17 protein-coding genes are annotated in these 18290 nt (G+C 56.3%); 10 read left to right on the top strand and 7 right to left on the bottom strand.

Going from position 1 to position 18290, the window contains the following annotated elements; genetic code table 11:
• The first annotated feature begins 239 nt into the window (after positions 1 to 239).
• From xylA to F0319_RS14530, 4 genes are all read left to right on the top strand, one after another.
• On the top strand, positions 240 to 1562 hold the full coding sequence (xylA, locus tag F0319_RS14545; protein ID WP_086374966.1) for a xylose isomerase: 1323 nt from the start codon (positions 240 to 242) through the stop codon (positions 1560 to 1562).
• 61 nt (positions 1563 to 1623) lie between these two features.
• The gene (gene xylB, locus F0319_RS14540) at positions 1624 to 3078 is read left to right on the top strand and encodes a xylulokinase (RefSeq protein ID WP_149367253.1); all 1455 of its coding nucleotides are present in this window, start codon (positions 1624 to 1626) and stop codon (positions 3076 to 3078) included.
• Positions 3079 to 3181: 103 nt separating this feature from the next.
• On the top strand, positions 3182 to 3721 hold the full coding sequence (locus F0319_RS14535; RefSeq protein ID WP_111964337.1) for a cysteine hydrolase family protein: 540 nt from the start codon (positions 3182 to 3184) through the stop codon (positions 3719 to 3721).
• Complete coding sequence (locus F0319_RS14530) at positions 3721 to 4641, top strand: GlxA family transcriptional regulator (RefSeq protein WP_149367252.1); 921 nt, start codon at positions 3721 to 3723, stop codon at positions 4639 to 4641. Before F0319_RS14535 ends, F0319_RS14530 begins: the two co-directional genes overlap by 1 nt.
• On the opposite strand, the gene F0319_RS14525 is transcribed toward F0319_RS14530, so the two are convergent.
• On the bottom strand, positions 4634 to 5629 hold the full coding sequence (locus tag F0319_RS14525; protein WP_149367251.1) for an acyltransferase: 996 nt from the start codon (positions 5627 to 5629) through the stop codon (positions 4634 to 4636). The genes F0319_RS14530 and F0319_RS14525 overlap by 8 nt on opposite strands.
• A gap of 182 nt (positions 5630 to 5811) precedes the next feature.
• On the opposite strand from F0319_RS14525, the gene F0319_RS14520 reads away from it, so the two are divergent.
• The 4 genes from F0319_RS14520 (at position 5812) to F0319_RS14505 (ending at position 11117) form a co-directional block, all read left to right on the top strand.
• A complete protein-coding gene (locus tag F0319_RS14520) occupies positions 5812 to 6117 on the top strand; it encodes a YsaB family lipoprotein (protein WP_024909071.1) in 306 nt (101 codons plus the stop codon).
• Positions 6118 to 6277: 160 nt separating this feature from the next.
• Entirely contained in the window at positions 6278 to 7189 is a 912-nt protein-coding gene (glyQ, locus tag F0319_RS14515) for a glycine--tRNA ligase subunit alpha (protein WP_003860141.1), read from the top strand.
• Between the two features lie 9 nt (positions 7190 to 7198).
• On the top strand, positions 7199 to 9268 hold the full coding sequence (gene glyS, locus F0319_RS14510; protein WP_149367250.1) for a glycine--tRNA ligase subunit beta: 2070 nt from the start codon (positions 7199 to 7201) through the stop codon (positions 9266 to 9268).
• 229 nt (positions 9269 to 9497) lie between these two features.
• A complete protein-coding gene (locus F0319_RS14505) occupies positions 9498 to 11117 on the top strand; it encodes an ABC-F family ATP-binding cassette domain-containing protein (RefSeq protein ID WP_149367249.1) in 1620 nt (539 codons plus the stop codon).
• Positions 11118 to 11156: 39 nt separating this feature from the next.
• Here F0319_RS14505 and F0319_RS14500 read toward each other — a convergent pair whose 3' ends face one another.
• Positions 11157 to 11444, bottom strand: coding sequence for an HTH-type transcriptional regulator (locus F0319_RS14500; RefSeq protein WP_149367248.1), 288 nt, complete (start codon positions 11442 to 11444; stop codon positions 11157 to 11159).
• Positions 11445 to 11775: 331 nt separating this feature from the next.
• Between F0319_RS14500 and F0319_RS14495 the strand changes: the two genes are divergently transcribed.
• Together F0319_RS14495 and cspE are read left to right on the top strand one after the other, a co-directional pair.
• Complete coding sequence (locus F0319_RS14495) at positions 11776 to 12486, top strand: DUF3053 domain-containing protein (RefSeq protein ID WP_014882044.1); 711 nt, start codon at positions 11776 to 11778, stop codon at positions 12484 to 12486.
• 247 nt (positions 12487 to 12733) lie between these two features.
• A complete protein-coding gene (cspE, locus tag F0319_RS14490; protein WP_003860775.1) occupies positions 12734 to 12946 on the top strand; it encodes a transcription antiterminator/RNA stability regulator CspE in 213 nt (70 codons plus the stop codon).
• 58 nt (positions 12947 to 13004) lie between these two features.
• Here the strand turns inward: cspE and ghrB are convergent, their stop codons facing one another.
• The 5 genes from ghrB to F0319_RS14465 form a co-directional block, all read right to left on the bottom strand.
• Entirely contained in the window at positions 13005 to 13979 is a 975-nt protein-coding gene (gene ghrB / locus F0319_RS14485) for a glyoxylate/hydroxypyruvate reductase GhrB (protein WP_149367247.1), read from the bottom strand.
• A gap of 26 nt (positions 13980 to 14005) precedes the next feature.
• Positions 14006 to 15286: an MFS transporter gene (locus tag F0319_RS14480; RefSeq protein ID WP_111964344.1), complete on the bottom strand. Its 1281-nt coding sequence runs from the start codon at positions 15284 to 15286 to the stop codon at positions 14006 to 14008.
• A 117-nt stretch (positions 15287 to 15403) separates the two neighbouring features.
• Positions 15404 to 16342, bottom strand: a complete 939-nt coding sequence (locus F0319_RS14475) for a sugar kinase (protein WP_149367246.1) — start codon at positions 16340 to 16342, stop codon at positions 15404 to 15406.
• Positions 16343 to 16345: 3 nt separating this feature from the next.
• On the bottom strand, positions 16346 to 17095 hold the full coding sequence (locus F0319_RS14470; protein WP_111964346.1) for a sugar phosphate isomerase/epimerase family protein: 750 nt from the start codon (positions 17093 to 17095) through the stop codon (positions 16346 to 16348).
• A gap of 103 nt (positions 17096 to 17198) precedes the next feature.
• On the bottom strand, positions 17199 to 18215 hold the full coding sequence (locus F0319_RS14465; RefSeq protein ID WP_008502761.1) for a LacI family DNA-binding transcriptional regulator: 1017 nt from the start codon (positions 18213 to 18215) through the stop codon (positions 17199 to 17201).
• Positions 18216 to 18290 lie beyond the last annotated feature (75 nt).

Raw genomic sequence — 18290 nt, 5'->3', positions numbered from 1 at the left:
GGTTTATTTCTGAATTTATGACCGCGATCGGATTTTAAAATACGTAACGTCTTAATTACATTTGATTCTGGAATATGCGCCGAAAAATAGTTTGTCTGCGCATTATTTTGCGAGCCAGCGCACAGTTGTGCATTCTCTCAATAGCAGTGTGAAATAACGTAATTGAGCAACCCAAAATGTCTATTCACTATTACTCCTGTATCAACGACTCGCCGCATACCCTGATTATGGAGCTCAATATGCAAGCTTATTTCGACCAACTCGATCGTGTTCGTTACGAAGGCCCGAAAACGACCAATCCTTTAGCATTTCGTCACTACAACCCGGATGAGCTGGTGCTGGGTAAGCGCATGGAAGATCATCTGCGCTTTGCCGCCTGTTACTGGCATACCTTCTGCTGGAATGGCGCCGATATGTTCGGCGTGGGCTCCTTTGATCGCCCATGGCAGCAGCCGGGTGAGGCCATCGAACTGGCAAAGCGCAAAGCCGACGTTGCGTTTGAGTTCTTCCACAAGCTGAACGTGCCGTACTACTGCTTCCATGACGTCGACGTGTCGCCGGAAGGCGCATCGCTGAAAGAGTATCTGAACAACTTTGCACAGATGGTGGATGTACTGGCAGCAAAACAGCAGCAAAGCGGCGTAAAGCTGCTCTGGGGCACGGCAAACTGCTTCACTAACCCACGCTACGGCGCGGGTGCGGCAACCAACCCGGATCCGGAAGTGTTTAGCTGGGCGGCCACGCAGGTGGTGACGGCAATGAACGCCACGCATCAGTTGGGCGGCGAAAACTATGTCCTGTGGGGCGGACGTGAAGGCTATGAAACCCTGCTCAACACCGATCTGCGTCAGGAGCGCGAGCAGATTGGCCGCTTTATGCAGATGGTGGTCGACCACAAGCACAAAATTGGCTTCCGCGGCACGCTGTTGATTGAGCCGAAGCCGCAGGAACCAACGAAGCATCAGTATGACTACGACGTGGCGACGGTGTATGGCTTCCTGAAGCAGTTCGGTCTGGAAAAAGAGATCAAAGTGAACATTGAGGCCAACCACGCCACGCTGGCGGGCCACTCTTTCCACCACGAGATCGCGTCTGCGATTGCGCTGGGCATCTTCGGCTCGGTCGATGCGAACCGTGGCGATGCGCAGCTGGGCTGGGACACCGATCAGTTCCCGAACAGCGTGGAAGAGAACGCGCTGGTGATGTACGAAATCATCAAAGCGGGTGGTTTCACTACCGGCGGCCTGAACTTTGACGCCAAAGTGCGTCGCCAGAGCACCGACAAATACGATCTGTTCTACGGCCACATTGGCGCGATGGACACCATGGCGCTGGCGCTGAAAGTGGCGGCACGTATGATTGAAGACGGCGAGCTGGATAAACGCGTGGCGAAGCGTTACAGCGGCTGGAACAGTGAACTGGGCCAGCAAATATTGAAAGGGCAGTTATCGCTTGCGGACATCGCGAAGTACGCTGAACAACATCAGCTGGCGCCGCAGCACCAGAGCGGGCACCAGGAACTGCTGGAAAATCTGGTTAATCACTACCTGTTCGATAAATAACAGCATTCAGGCCCGGTACGCGGAAGCGCCACCGGGCATTTCTGTCAAAGGAGTCACCGCAATGTATATCGGGATCGATCTGGGCACATCGGGTGTGAAAGCCATCCTGTTAAGCGAGCAGGGCGAGGTGTTAGCAACGCAGACAGAAAAGCTGCAGGTTTCACGTCCGCATCCGCTGTGGTCGGAACAGGACCCGGAGCAGTGGTGGCAGGCAACGGATCGTGCAATCAAAGCTTTAGGCGAGCAGCATAGCCTGCGCGACGTTAAAGCGCTGGGGATTGCCGGGCAAATGCACGGCGCTACGCTGCTGGACAGCGAGCATCGCGTGTTGCGACCCGCCATTCTCTGGAACGATGGCCGCTGTGCGGAAGAGTGCGCGCTTCTTGAGGCGCATGTACCCACGTCTCGTGAAATTACCGGCAACCTGATGATGCCCGGCTTTACGGCGCCCAAACTGCTGTGGGTGCAGCGACACGAGCCGGAGATTTTCCGTCAGGTGGCGAAAGTTCTGCTGCCGAAAGACTATCTGCGCTTTCGTATGACGGGCGATTTTGCTTCCGACATGTCCGATGCCGCAGGCACGATGTGGCTCGACGTGGCGAAACGCGACTGGAGCGAGGCGATGCTGGATGCTTGCCATCTAACCCGGGAACACATGCCCGCGCTGTTCGAAGGTAGCGAGGTAACAGGCACGTTGCTGCCGTACGTTGCGGAACGCTGGAATATGCCTGCCGTACCGGTGGTTGCCGGGGGCGGTGACAATGCCGCGGGTGCCGTGGGCGTCGGCATGGTTGAGGCAGGTCAGGCGATGCTGTCGCTGGGAACGTCTGGCGTCTATTTTGCCGTCAGTGACGGCTATCGCAGCAATCCCGAAAGCGCGGTGCACAGTTTCTGTCATGCGCTTCCTGGAAAATGGCATTTGATGTCGGTGATGCTGAGTGCAGCGTCGTGCCTGGACTGGGCGGCGAAGCTGACCGGGATGACCGATGTTCCTGCGTTGATTGCCGCAGCACAGCAGGCGGATGAAAATGCCGGTACCGTCTGGTTTTTACCGTATCTTTCCGGCGAACGTACGCCGCACAACAACCCGGAAGCGAAAGGGGTGTTTTTTGGTTTAACCCATCAGCATGGTCCGGCAGAACTGGCGCGTGCAGTTCTGGAAGGGGTGGGCTATGCGCTTGCCGACGGGATGGACGTGGTGCACGACTGCGGCCTGAAACCGACGAGCGTCACCCTGATTGGCGGAGGTGCGCGAAGCCCTTACTGGCGACAAATGCTTTCGGATATCAGCGGGTTGCAGCTAGATTTCCGCACGGGAGGGGATGTTGGCCCCGCGCTCGGCGCCGCGCGTCTGGCGCAGATTGCTATGAACCCGGAAAAACCGCTTTCACAACTGCTGCCGCAGCTTACCCTTGAGCAGGCGCATTTCCCGAACTCGGTAAACCATGCGCGGTACGCGGAAAGGCGCGCGGTATTCCGTAAAATCTACCAGCAGCTGCTGCCGCTAATGTCGTAAATACGCTTGTCCGGGAGAGGCACGAGGATGTCCTTTTTTGGTCTGTTCGTGCCTTCCTTTCCTTGCCAGTATGGTGTCACACCCACTGGCGAGGAGATCCATCATGTCACGTATTGCACTCATCAATATTGATACTCAGCAGTCCTTCCATCACCGCAATTACTGGCAGGAAAGCGAGATCCCTGCCTTTCAGCAGGCGATTCTGGGGCTGATTGATGGCTGCCAGGCACGCAATATCCCGGTCGTTGATATTTTTCATGTGGATGAAGACGGTCCTTTCACCCTGGAAAGCGGCTATGTCAAACCGATGGCCTTTTTACGTCATCAGCCGGATGTGGTTTTTCAGAAACACGTCCATAATGCCTTCACGGATACCGGGCTTGACCGCTGGCTGCGCGAGCGTGATATCAACCAGCTGATTATCTGCGGCATTCGCACTGAACAATGCTGTGAAACCACCGCCCGGGTGGCATCCGATCTGGGTTATGCTGTGACCTTTGTAAGCGAGGCGACGCTGACGTTTCCCATGACGTACAAAGGGATAACCCTTAGCGCAGCGGAAATTCGCCACCGTACCGAAACGGTACTGTCCGGGCGTTTTGCCGAAATTAAAACGGTAGCGGAGACGCTGGAGTCACTGTAATGCCCATCGACGTCTGGTTCGTCATGTTACCTGGAGTCCTGTCATTAGATATGACGGGCCCGGCGGAGACCTTTGTGCTGGCTGGCGACGCGTTTCGTCTGCATTACATTGGCCCGCAACCGGAGGTTACGACGTCGATTGGCCTGACGATGAACGGTGTTCAGCCATTGCCGGAGCGTCTTCCAGAGGGAAGTCTGCTGGTATTGCCCGGCGTGAGTGACTCCCGCTCTCAGTTTTCGACGCCACAGGCGTTACAGATACAGCACTGGCTGATGCGCCTGCAGCCGGTCATTTTGCACCGGGATATCATGGTAATGTGCGTCTGTTCAGGCGCTCTACTGGCGGCGAAATCGGGCCTGTTGAACAACCGTCAGTGTACAACCCACCATGACGTTATCGGCCGTTTACGCACTGCGGCTCCCACGGCGATGATTAAAGAAAACCGCATCTTTGTGCAGGATGAGAACATCTGGACCAGCGCAGGCATCACGTCTGGCATCGATCTGGCGCTGCATATGATTAACCGCCTGTGCGGCCCCGAAAAGGCGCTGAGTGTGGCGCGCGAGATGGTGGTCTGGTTCCGCCGTTCTGGTGACGATCCCCAGCTCTCCCCGTGGCTGCGCTACCGCAATCATCTTCATCCGGCGATCCATCGGGCGCAGGATGCGCTCACCGCCGAGCCGCAAAAAACGTGGAGCTTGCCTGATATCGCCGCGCTGGCGCACGTCAGCCCGCGCCATCTTACCCGGCTTTTCCAGTCACATTTAGGCATTAGCGTTCGCGATTATCTGGAGCAGCTGCGTCTGGCGGTGGCGGAGCAGTGGCTATTGCAGGGGCGCGGTGTGGAGCAGGCTTCGCTGGCGGCAGGGTTTTCCTCCCCGCGCCAGTACCATCGCGCGCGGCAGCGCAGCGTTAACTGACGAAGCGGCGAACGTCTATTTTTTGCAGCAGCATCGACAGCAGCAGGCTGATCGCCAGGGTCGCGGCAAAAATCCAGATGATATCCAGCACCGGCCAGCTTTTTAGCTCTACGCCTTTTGTCCTAAGCGCGTGGATAACCAGCGCGTGAAAACCGTAAATCCCGAGAGAGTGTCGTGAAATGACGCTCAGTACGGGAAGGGGACGCGCATTCAGGGTGTTTTTAACGAGCGTGAGCAGCGATACGGCACAGATAAAGACCATCGGCCCGCAGTAGAGATACCAGGTATCGGCAAAATTACCGCGCCACTGCAGCTCATGCAGCGTCCCGCGTGAAATCACCGCCACGCCAGCGATAAACAGCGCCCCGCAGAGCCAGCTCAGACCGCGTTTTTGCGTCTCCATAATCCCGATGGCGCGCCCCAGCATGCCGTAAAGCACGTAGTAAAAGGTATCGCCGTTGATATAGAGGTTCACCGGCAGCCACTCAACGCCGTCGATTTTCTGCGAAACCGTATTCGGGTTGGCGACAATGCCAATGACCACCATCAGGGCCAGAAGTATTTTCCCGCTGACGTTTTTCACCTGAATGAGCGGGGAGACCAGATAGATAACGATAATGGCGAAGAAGAACCACAGGTGGTAGAACACCGGTTTTTGCAGCACGTATTTCAGCGATAGTCCGGCGTTTATTGAGGTAAACAGGGTGATATAGAGCAGGGCAACGGCGCTGTAAAACCCCAGGCAGGCCGCGATGCGGATGAAGTGTCTTGGCTGCGCGCTGCGCTCGCCAAAAAAGAGAAAGCCGGAAATCATAAAGAACAGCGGCACGCTGACGCGTGACGCAGAGTTGAGAATATTGGCGATATCCCAGTTAACGGGGCTGATGCTGTGGGCATTCGTAACGTACCAGGTCGTTGTGTGGATCATGACCACCATCAGACACGCTATTCCTCGCAGGTTATCAATCCAGTTAATTTTTGACGGCATCAGTTCCTCGTATTCCCTGTAAATTGAGTGTGACTCCCATTGTCCAAAAGTCTTCGTTTGGAAAATTCTGAGTTTTATGCGCAGGCTTGCCGGGAGACCGCGAGATTCGCAGAATGGCAGTCCTTAATCTATAAAAGTGTTGATACTAAAAATAACAGCCGCTGACCAGGACGGTAATAAAAATGATGATGAAGCGTGTGGCGTCACTCTTTCTGCTGTTGATCCTGGCGGGATGCAGTGCGCCGCAAGAAGCACCCGTGCAAAAAGCGCAGCAGGGTAAAATGAGCCCGGAACGTTCGCTGAATATGGAAGCGCTCTGTAAAGATCGGGCCGCTCGGCGCTATAACTCGGACGTTCAAAAAATTGATGTCACCGGGTTCGAGCGTTTTCAGGGAAGCTACGAGCTACGGGGCCATACGTCGCGCAAAGAGGGCTTTGTCTGCTCGTTTGATGCGGACGGTCAGTTTTTACACCTCTCCATGCGCTAGCCTGCTCGTATAATCAGCAGCCAGACGCCGTCAGCGTTCTGGCCGGAAGGCTTATTTCCCAATTTTCCCTAAACAACCCCGTTTCGTACTGTATATCTTGCAGCCAGCGGGTATACTGGTCCCTTCCATTTAAAACCACACGTATCCAGCACGAAATACTATGCAAAAGTTTGATACCAAGACCTTCCAGGGCCTGATCCTGACCTTACAGGATTACTGGGCTCGTCAGGGCTGTACCATTGTTCAACCTTTGGACATGGAAGTCGGCGCCGGCACTTCACACCCGATGACCAGTCTGCGTGCGTTGGGGCCAGAGCCAATGGCGACCGCGTATGTGCAGCCTTCCCGTCGTCCGACCGATGGTCGTTACGGTGAGAACCCGAACCGTCTGCAGCATTACTATCAGTTCCAGGTGGTGATTAAGCCATCACCCGACAACATTCAGGAACTGTACCTCGGGTCGCTGAAAGAGCTGGGTATGGATCCAACCATCCACGACATCCGTTTCGTGGAAGATAACTGGGAGAACCCAACGCTGGGTGCCTGGGGTCTGGGTTGGGAAGTGTGGCTCAACGGTATGGAAGTGACCCAGTTCACTTACTTCCAGCAGGTGGGTGGTCTGGAATGTAAGCCGATCACCGGTGAAATCACCTACGGTCTGGAACGTCTGGCGATGTACATTCAGGGCGTAGACAGCGTTTACGACCTGGTCTGGAGCGACGGCCCGCTGGGTAAAACCACCTACGGCGACGTGTTCCATCAGAACGAAGTGGAGCAATCCACCTATAACTTCGAATACGCGGACGTGGACTTCCTGTTCACCTGCTTCGAGCAGTACGAGAAAGAGGCACAGCAGCTGCTGGCGCTGGAGACTCCACTGCCGCTGCCTGCTTACGAGCGTATTCTGAAGGCCGCCCACAGTTTCAACCTGCTGGATGCCCGCAAAGCCATCTCCGTGACTGAACGTCAGCGCTACATTCTGCGTATTCGTACCCTGACCAAAGCCGTTGCAGAAGCTTACTATGCGTCCCGTGAAGCCCTTGGCTTCCCGATGTGCAACCGAAACAAATAAGAGGCGGCCATGTCTGAGAAAACTTTCCTGGTGGAAATCGGCACCGAAGAGCTGCCACCAAAAGCCCTGCGCAGCCTGGCTGAATCTTTTGCTGCGAACGTGACCGCCGAGCTGGATAACGCTGGCCTGGCGCACGGTAAAATTGAGTGGTTTGCTGCACCGCGCCGTCTGGCGCTGAAAGTGGCAAATCTGGCGGCGTCCCAGCCAGATCGCGAAGTCGAAAAACGTGGCCCGGCGATTGCCCAGGCGTTTGACGCTGAAGGCAAGCCGAGCAAAGCGGCGGAAGGCTGGGCGCGCGGCTGCGGCATCACCGTCGATCAGGCCGAGCGTCTGACCACGGATAAAGGCGAGTGGCTGCTGTACCGTGCGCACGTGAAGGGCGAAAGCGCGGAAGCGCTGCTGCCGGACATGATTGCCACGTCTCTGGCGAAGCTGCCTATTCCTAAGCTGATGCGCTGGGGCGCGTCTGATGTGCACTTTGTGCGTCCGGTTCACACCGTGACCCTGCTGCTGGGCGACACCGTTATTCCGGCCACCATTCTGGGCGTGGCGTCCGATCGCGTGATCCGCGGCCACCGCTTTATGGGCGAGCCAGAGTTCACCATCGACAATGCCGACCAGTACCCGCAGATCCTGCTGGAGCGCGGCAAGGTCATTGCTGACTACGAACAGCGTAAAGCCAAAATCAAAGCGGACGCGGAAGAAGCGGCACGCAAGATTGGCGGTAACGCCGACCTGAGCGACAGCCTGCTGGAAGAAGTGACCTCTCTGGTTGAATGGCCGGTTGTGCTGACTGCGAAATTCGAAGAGAAATTCCTCGCCGTTCCGGCTGAAGCGCTGGTGTACACCATGAAGGGTGACCAGAAGTACTTCCCGGTCTATGCCAACGACGGCAAGCTGCTGCCAAACTTTATCTTCGTGGCAAACATCGAATCGAAAGATCCGAGCCAGATTATATCCGGTAACGAAAAAGTAGTGCGTCCGCGTCTGGCGGATGCCGAGTTCTTCTTCAATACCGACCGCAAAAAGCGTCTGGAAGATAACCTGCCGCGCCTGCAGACCGTACTGTTCCAGCAGCAGCTGGGGACGCTGCGCGACAAGACCGACCGTATTGCGGAACTGTCCGGCTGGATTGCCCGTGAAATCGGTGCGGACGTCAACCACGCAACCCGTGCTGGCCTGCTGTCTAAATGCGACCTGATGACCAACATGGTGTTCGAATTTACCGACACCCAGGGCGTGATGGGCATGCACTACGCGCGTCACGATGGCGAAGCGGAAGACGTGGCTGTTGCCCTGAACGAGCAGTATCAGCCGCGCTTTGCGGGTGACGAGCTGCCGTCCAACCCGGTTGCCTGTGCCGTGGCGATCGCCGATAAGATGGACACCCTGGCGGGTATCTTCGGTATCGGTCAGCATCCAAAAGGCGACAAAGACCCGTTTGCGCTGCGTCGTGCCGCGCTCGGCGTGCTGCGTATCATCGTTGAGAAGAACCTGAACCTGGATCTGCAGACCCTTACCGAAGAAGCGGTGCGTCTGTACGGCGACAAGCTGACCAACGCGAACGTGGTGGATGACGTGATCGACTTTATGCTCGGTCGTTTCCGCGCCTGGTATCAGGATGAAGGTTACACCGTCGACACCATTCAGGCGGTGCTGGCGCGTCGTCCGACCCGTCCGGCTGATTTCGATGCGCGTATGAAGGCGGTTTCCCACTTCCGTACGCTGGAAGCGGCATCTGCTCTGGCGGCGGCCAACAAGCGTGTATCCAACATTCTGGCGAAATCCGACGAGACGCTGAACGAGCGCGTGAACGCCGCGACGCTGAAAGAGCCGGAAGAGATCGCCCTGGCGATGCAGGTTGTGGTGCTGCGCGACAAGCTCGAGCCGGTCTTCGCGGAAGGTCGCTACCAGGAAGCGCTGGTGGAGCTGGCCGAGTTGCGTGACGTCATCGACGCCTTCTTCGAGAAAGTGATGGTAAACGTAGAAGATAAAGAGCTGCGTATTAACCGTCTCTCTATGCTCGAAAAACTGCGTGAGCTGTTCCTGCGCGTGGCGGATATTTCGCTGCTGCAGTAATGTGCCCGTTGTGACAAATGCTAAAAACCCGCTTCGGCGGGTTTTTTTATGGTGTTTTGCTGAAAATTTAACCTTGAAACCGTCAACACATTACCGCTATCCTTATCCACGTTAACTTTCTCGCGCTGGAGTGCCCCCCAAAAATGAACAAACACGACTGATGAATTTCGATCCTTGCTAAACGCCACCGCGTCGGCAGGGGATGTTTTGATTTCATTCAGGAGTGCTTATGGCTCATTTTGCGCAGTCCCCTTCTTTTATTCTGCATCAGGTCACCTGTCAGTTTCCGACGGGCGATACCCTTTTTGGCCCGCTGAATCTCACGCTGGAACCCTCCCTGTGCGCGCTGGTTGGCCGCAACGGCAGCGGAAAAACGCGTCTGCTGCGTCTGCTGGCGGGGCTGGACGAACCGGCTACCGGTCATATTGAACGCTTTGGCTCGCATGTATTTGTGGCGCAGCAGCATGTTATTTCTTCGCAGACGACGCTGGCTGAACTTCTCGGATATGATGCGATTTTTACTGCGCGTAAGCGCATCGACAGCGGTGATTACCAGCCTGACGATCTGGCGTTGCTCGACGGCTACTGGGATGTAGCCGAGCGACTGAGCGAGGCGTTTATCAATGCGAAGCTCCCGGCGTTTGATCCGGATAAGCCTGCCCAGGAACTCAGCGGCGGCGAGTGCATCCGCGCCCTGCTGTGCGGGGCGTTTACGGCTGAAGCGGATTTCATGCTGCTTGACGAACCGACTAACCATCTGGATCGACAAGGTCGGGCGTGGTTCTACGACCAGTTGAGTCGCTATCAGGGCGGCGTGCTGGTGGCCTCTCATGACCGCGAACTTCTGGAGCAGGTGCCGCGTATTCTTGAGCTGAGCGCCTCGGGTCTGTGCAGCTACGGCGGAAATTATGCGGATTATCAAGCCCAGCGCGATGCCGAACAGCAGGCTGCCCGCGCGGCGCTGGAACATGCGGCAACCGAGCGCAAACGCACCCGCGCGCGCATGCAAAAAGAGCATGATGACAGCCAGCGGCGGTCGGCAAAGACGTTACGCACCGTCGATACCCTGAATATCGCATCGTTCGAGCGGGTCAAATATAAAGGAGCGGCAAAGGAGCGGATCGGCTCATGGAAAAAACAGCACAGCGAGCAAAATGAAGCCCTGAACGCCGCGGTAAACAAGGCGCGTGAGCGGGTTGAAGACGATAACCCGGTGATGTTCACCCTGCCGGGAAGTCAGGTCCCGGAGGGCAAACAGGTACTGGTGCTGGAGGATCTGGTGCTGCCGCATGTGCCTGTTCCACCGCTTACCTGGCGTATGGACGGACCGATGCGCGTGGCGTTAAAGGGACCGAATGGCTGTGGGAAATCGACGTTGTTAAAAACCATCCTCGGCGAGGTTACTCCCTCTTCGGGTGCCTGTAAGGTATCCGTCAGCTGTGCTTATCTCGACCAGCATCTGTCGCAACTCGATCTCACGCAGTCGGTCATGACGCATCTCAATTTGAGTCATACCCCTCTGGAAGAGGGAGTATTGCGAACCCGTTTAGCACAGCTTCAACTGGGGGCCGACAAAGTGAAGCTCCCATTGGCGGAGCTCAGCGGCGGCGAGCGTCTTAAGGCTGCCCTGGCCTGCGCGCTGTGGCGTGCGGAGGCCACGCAGCTTCTTCTGCTGGATGAACCGACCAACCATCTGGATCTGGCTTCAGTCCAGGCCATTGAAGCGGCGCTGGCCGGTTTCCCCGGGGCTCTGCTGGTGGTATCACACGATGAGGCTTTTTTAAGAGGCCTGGCGTTAACGCATGAGCTGGTATGGGAAGAGGCGGGTTGGCGTTGTGATAGCCTGTAAAACACAAGCCCCCGCAAAGGCGGGGGCATTCAATCTTCATTACGCTATCTGTTTGCTGAGTGCAGGGTTGGCCTGAATCAGGCGCATCAGCCGTAACTCGGTTGGGGTGGGTTTCTCACGTTTTGACTCCCACTCCTGCACCATAGCCACGCTGACACCCATCGCTCTGGCGAATTCTTCGGTTTTCAGTCCTGTCCCTTTGCGCAATTGCTCATATTCTGTAAAGGGATTGGATTTTTGTTGCAGGGTAATCATCTGCGGTACATCTTTAAAAATGATCTGTTCCAGACTGCTCAGCAGTTCAAACTCAGGATCTTTAAATTCCATTGAGGACTCCTCTTAAATCTCACATCGTGATCAAGAACATCAGAGAGCCAGTTAAGAATAGTCCCTAATACCAACCCAGGATCGTCACGGGTGTGATTAATTGTGCGGTAACGATCGCTGTATCCGATTCAGCAATATGGATAGTTATGCTAATTCCCTGATTAGTCATAGGTCGGCTTCGCCAGGTATTTTTTTGTAAATGATAAGAAATAAATCGGCAATAGCCGTTTTGCATGAAAAGAGTATCTTGCAAGGCTGACCTGGACTATCCTTGTCAGCGTCGGGCACGCGTGTGCCGGTGTGCGCTTTTTTGGGTGAAAGGAGTAATAAAATGGCGACAGGAAAGTCCTGCTCTCGCTGGTTTGCGCCTATTGCGGCGTTGTTGATGGTTGTTAGCCTGAGTGGGTGTTTTGATAAAGAAGGCGATCAGCGCAAAGCGTTTATCGATTTTCTGCAGAATACAGTGATGCGCAGCGGCGAGCGGTTGCCGACGCTGACTGCGGATCAGAAAAAACAGTTTGGTCCCTTCGTGTCCGATTACGCCATTCTTTATGGTTATTCACAGCAGGTGAGCCAGGCGATGGATTCCGGTATCCGCCCGGTAGTGGATAGCGTGAACGCCATCCGCGTTCCACAGGATTATGTGACGCAGCGTGAACCGCTGCGCCAGTCCAACGGTGCACTTGGCGTGCTGAGCCAGCAGTTGCAAAATGCGAAAATGCAGGCTGACGCGTCACGTTCTGCGCTCAAGCAAGGTGACGATCTTAAACCGGTCTTCGACAAAGTGTATGAGAAAGTGGTGACCAAGCCTTCTGAAGCGCTGCAACCGCTGATCCCGGCTGCGCAAATCTTCACGCAGCAACTGGTTCAGGTAGGTGACTTTATCGCGCAGCAGGATACGCAGGTGAGCTTTGTTGCCAACGGTATTCAGTTCCCGACCTCGCAGCAGGCAAGCCAGTATAATACGCTGATTGGGCCGCTGGCCTCCCAGCATCAGGCCTTTAGCCAGGCCTGGAGTGCGGCAGTCACTGCCACAGAATAAACCGAAAAACCCCCGCTTCTGGCGGGGTTTTTTTATGCCTGTCGAAAATAACGCTTGTCATTCCTCTACCACATCGGTATAACTATTCCCGTCGGTTTGTTACACAGACCTAAAGCAGTTTAGTAAAGCAGTCCAGATTGTTATCCATAGATACCCTTCGTAGTGACCCTTCCTTCATCGCTTAAAAATCTGTAACGCAATCCATCAAGCCGGAAGGCACAATATATTTGTTAATAAGGTAATTTCTATGTCTGCTAAAATGACTGGTCTGGTAAAATGGTTCAACGCTGATAAAGGTTTCGGCTTCATCACTCCTGACGATGGCTCTAAAGACGTGTTCGTACACTTCTCTGCTATCCAGAACGATGGCTACAAATCTCTGGACGAAGGTCAGAAAGTGTCCTTCACCATCGAAAGCGGCGCTAAAGGCCCAGCAGCTGGTAACGTTGTAAGCCTGTAAGCTTCCAACCCAGTAGCAAAAAATTTAAAAACCCGCCTTCTGGCGGGTTTTTTCGTTTCTACCGTTGCACCTGTGGGTTCACGCAGTTTATCTCCCCCTTTCCGCTGAGGGCGGCAATTAGATTATCGACCGCCGTGGCCGCCATATTGTAGCGCGTCTCATGGGTGGCTGAACCGATGTGGGGCAGGGCAACCACGTTAGGCAGCGAAAGCAGCGGCGAATCCACCGGCAGCGGCTCCTGCTCAAACACGTCCAGACCTGCTGCATGGATCTGACCGTTTTTAAGGGCCTCAATCAGCGCCTTCTCATCCACCACCGGGCCACGACCCGCGTTGATGAAAATGGCTGACGTCTTCATTTTTTCAAACGCCTCTTTGCCAATCAGATGACGGGTTTCGTTCGTGAGCGGCAGAACCAGGCAGACAAAATCGGCTTCCTGCAGCAGGGTATCCAGCTCGCAGTAACGGGCGTTGAAGCGTTCTTCGGCTTCACCGTGATGGCGACGCGCGTTATACAGAATCGGCATGTTAAAACCAAAATGCGCGCGCTGCGCCAGCGCCAGCCCGATACGACCCATACCGACAATGCCCAGCGTCTTGCCGTGAACGTCCACGCCGAACCAGTCCGGACCAATGCTTTTTGTCCATTCGCCCGCTTTGACGCGCTCAGCCACTTCCACCACGCGACGGGCCGTGGTGAGCATCAGCGCCATCAGCGTATCGGCCACGGTTTCCGTCAGGGCATGTGGGGTATGCATCAGCAGGATCTTGCGGGCGTTAAGGGCATCCACGTCGAAGTTGTCGTAACCCACGGAAACGGTTGAGGTAGCACGAAGCTTCGGCATTTTTTCCAGCAGGGCGACATCCACTTTCTCGCTTGAACCCAGCAGGCCTTCGGCGCTGGCGAACGCGTCGGCGTGCTGCGCCACGGTTTCCGGGCTCAGGTTCTTCACCTGCGTGACGGTGAAGTGTTCTTCAAGGCGTTTCTGCAGATCTTCCGGCAGTGCTTTATACAAAATGACGGACGGCTTCATGCTAATCTCCGTTGATTTTTAAGGATTCAGGCGTGGCGAGCGCCGACAGGGTGTTGTTGATTATTAGCAGGCTTAACAATCAGAGTAAGCCACACGGAGGCGAAAAGCGCCACCCCCATAAAGATGTACGATGCGGACGGGCTGCCGGTGGCACCGTTCAGGTAGCCGACGAACCAGGAGCCGCAGAACGAGCCCAGCGCACCCATGCTGTTAATTAACGCCATTGCGCCACCCGCAACGTTACGCGGGAGCATCTCCGGGATGATGGCAAAGAACGGTCCGTAAGGGGCGTACATGGCCGCACCGGCAATCACCAGCAGGGTGTAAGAGGCCCAGAAATGGTTTGCGCCCACGGCCCAGGAGCCAATAAAGGCGAAGGCAGCAATCAGCAGCAGCGGCCAGACAAACAATTTACGGTTCTGCAGCTTGTCCGATGCCCAGGAGACGACGATCATGGCGATGGTTGCCGCCAGATATGGTACGGATGACAGCCAGCCTACTTCGACCATGCCGAGGTTCTCGCCGCCGCTGCGGATAATGGACGGCAGCCACAGCACAAAGCCGTACACGCCAATGCTCCAGGTAAAATACTGCGCGCAGAGCAGGATCACGTTACGCGAGCGGAAGGCTTCGCCGTAGTTACGTACCGCCTTCAGGCCCTGCTGTTCTTTGTCCAGCTGCGCCTGCAGCGCCGCTTTTTCATCTTCAGAAAGCCATTTCGCCTGGGCTGGTTTATCTTTCACCAGCACCCACCAGCAGAAGGCCCAGATAATCGCCGGCACCCCTTCAATGATAAACATTTCGCGCCAGCCGAAGGACTGGATCAGGTAGCCGGACACCACCGACATCCACAGTACCGTTACCGGGTTACCGAGGATAAGGAAGGTATTCGCGCGCGAGCGTTCAGATTTGGTAAACCAGTTGCTGATGTAGATCAGCATCGCCGGCATAACCGCCGCCTCAACGACGCCGAGGATAAAGCGAATGGCGGCCAGGGCAGGAATATTGTTCACCATGCCGGTCAGTGACGCGCAGGCGCCCCACAGGATCAGACAGATGAAGATCAGCTTACGCACGCTGCGGCGTTCCGCATAAATCGCGCCGGGGATCTGGAAGAAGAAGTAGCCCAGGAAGAAAAGGGCACCCAGCAGGGAGGAGATACCTTTGGTGATGCCAAGGTCCTCTGTGATCCCTGCCGCAGACGCGAAGCTGAAGTTGGCACGGTCAAGGTACGCCAGGCTGTACGTGATAAACACGATTGGCATGATGTACCACCAGCGTTTTACTGCATTGGTCGAACTGTTCATAGGCTTGCCTCTGTTGTTGAGGTTGTTACCGCCGTTGTCTGTAGGGTACACGGTGGTTTAATTATTTGGTGCGGCTTGCTGCCCTCACCCTGGCCCTCTCCCACAGGGAGAGGGAATTTAAACGCCGAGCTGTGCTCGCGTTGGTAATCCTTCGCTGTCGCCCTGCACCTGAATGGCCAGCGAGCCAATCTTGTTGCCTCGCGCGACGGCCTGCGGCAGCGTTTTGCCTTCCAGCAGTGCGCTAATCACGCCCACGGCAAAGCCGTCGCCCGCGCCGACGGTGTCGACTACGTTCTCGACCTTCACCGCCGCGACCGCGCCCTGTTCGCCGTCGGCCGTTTTAAACCATGCGCCATCAGCACCGGTTTTCAGCACCACCGCTTTTACCCCTTTATTCAGATAGAAATCGGCAATGCCTTCCGGCGTGCTTTCGCCGGTGAGGATCATCCCTTCTTTCAGGCCTGGCAGAACCCAGTCCGCCCTGAACGCCAGACGGTTCAGTTTCTCCACCATTTCCGCTTCGCTTTTCCACAGCACCGGGCGCAGGTTGGGGTCGAACGATATGGTTTTCCCCTGGCCTTTCAGAGTGGTCGCGGCATGATCGAGCAGCTCATACGAGCTGGCAGACAGCGCGGCCGCCACGCCGCTCAGGTGAAGATGGCGCGCGGCGGCAAAGTAATCTGTGTGGTAATCCGCGACAGACAGGTGGCTTGCGGCCGATCCTTTACGGAAATACTCCACGATGGGATCGGTTCCATTTTCGACCTTAGATTTAAGCTGAAAGCCGGTAGGGAAGCGTCCGTCGAGGGTGACGCCTGCGGCATCAATCCCCTCTTTTTTCAGCGAATCGAGAACGAAATGACCAAAGCTGTCATCCCCCACGCGGCTGACCCAGCCCACGTTCAGGCCAAGACGCGCCAGGCCGGTTGCGACGTTGAGTTCAGCGCCTGCGACGCGTTTGATAAAGTGCTCTACCGCGCTCAGCTCGCCCGTTTCGGTGGCGACAAACATCGCCATGGCCTCGCCGATCGTGATGACATCCAGCGTCTGGTGCATGGTTTACTCCTCGCGCAGCAGGTTGACGTAATGGCGGGTAACGGCGGTTAAATCCGCCCCTTCCAGCGGGAACTCAATACCACGCGGGGCATCGGCAGGCAGCTGGCCGAGCAGATCCAGCCAGCGCGCATCGGCGCGATCCGGCGCCACGGCGCGGAAGTTATCTTTGTGCGGCACGGCGGCCTTCACGTGGATATAGCTCACCGCAGGGGCCAGATGACGCGCGGCCTCTTCGGGGGAATCGCCAACCCACAGCCAGTTGCCCATGTCAAAGGTTAGCGTGACGGGTAAAGCCATTTCCCGACAGGCGGCCTGGAAGCGCTGCATGGGGGCGAGCTGCCCGCAGTCGGTCTGATCGTTCTCCACGACCAGCGCCATACCGCTTGCAATAAGCTGGCTACGCAGGGCGTCAAGAGGCTGCGCATCCTGGAAATGGCCCAGGGAAACCTTCAGCCACAGGGCGTTCAGGGTGTTGGCTTCAGAAAGATAGCGGGGCAGGTCCGGGTTGAGGTTGCCGTCGGGCATAAACAGGGCGGCGGGTGCGGAGTAGCACGCAAGCAGGCCCAGCAGCTCAATGGATTCACCCAGCGCAGGCAGTGCCAGCAGCTCTTCGCTGTTGAACAGTTCCCGGCGGATCTCCACGCCGTCTGCCCCTGCGCCTGCAATAACGGGAAGCATCGCCCGCTGACCGCCTGCCTGTCGCACCTGTTCCGCACCGTACGCGGCGGTGACCACCATAATTTTCCTGCCCATCTTCGGACTCCATCGCAACATATCAATACTATTACGCTAGATGGAACCGGTTCCAAAGAAAAGGTCAGGATGTTGAATTTATGATCGCTATCACAAGGGAAATTTAACGCGCGGTGGAGCCACGAACGATCAGCTCGCCGGAGAAGACCTGCTCGCGAACGGCATCGCTGGTGCCTTCAATACGACGAACCACTTGTTCAACAGCAGCATAGCCAATTTGCCAGGTGGGCTGCTTGAGGGTGGTGATGCCTACGCCAGCCAGTTCCGCCCACTCCAGTTCATCAAACCCCAGCAGACCGATATCGCTGCCCCAGTGGAGGCCAATGCGCTTGAGCGAGCGGGCGACCTGAAGCGTCAGCGCTCCGTTGGCCGAGATAACGGCTTTGCGCATCCCGCGATGGCGCGTATGGAACTGACGCAGGGTGTTGTCGAGCTGCCCGGCTTCGTGAAGCGGCGTTTCGGCATTTTCGGCGATCACGCCGGGATATCGCTCCAGCGTGGCGCGAAATGCACTCAGGCGCTCGCGACGGGTATTGACCATCCCCAGCGGTTCACTCAGAAAAAGAATAGCCTCGAAGCCCTGTTCAATCAGATGTTCGGTGGCGGTCGTCGCGGCCTGGGTGTTATCCAGCCCGACGACATCGCAGGCAAATTCAGGGATTTTACGGTCGATGAGGACCATAGGCAGAGAGGACTGCTGCAGGCGGTTTAACCCCTCTTCACGCATGCCTACCGCGTTGACCACAATCCCTTCCACCTGATAGCTGCGCAGCAGGTCGAGATAGTGCAGCTCCTGGTCGACTTCATTATTGGTATTACAGACCAGCGGCGTGAACCCCTTCTCGCGACAGGCGGCTTCGATACCGCTGAGCACGTTAACGGAGTAGGGATTAGTGATATCGGCGATGATAAGTCCGATAAGACGGGTGCGACCGCGTTTTAGCCCGCGCGCCATGAGGCTGGGACGGTAGTCGAGATCGGCAATGGCCTGTTCAATTCGCGCCAGCAACGCATCGGACAGCAGGTGTTTCTCACCGTTAAGGTAGCGCGAAATACTGGTTTTACCGGTTTTGGCGGCTTTCGCCACGTCGCTGATGGTGGCCCGGGCTGGTTTGCTCATCGCTGATTTCCCTGAATTTAGTGAGAATACCTTAGCGGGAAAATCAACGATGGCAAGTGGTTCATGCCGGGGTGT

This window comes from Enterobacter vonholyi, from assembly GCF_008364555.1.
Lineage (GTDB): Bacteria > Pseudomonadota > Gammaproteobacteria > Enterobacterales > Enterobacteriaceae > Enterobacter > Enterobacter vonholyi.
Note: the sequence above shows the minus strand (reverse complement) of the source record. Positions and strands in the feature narration are given on the sequence as shown.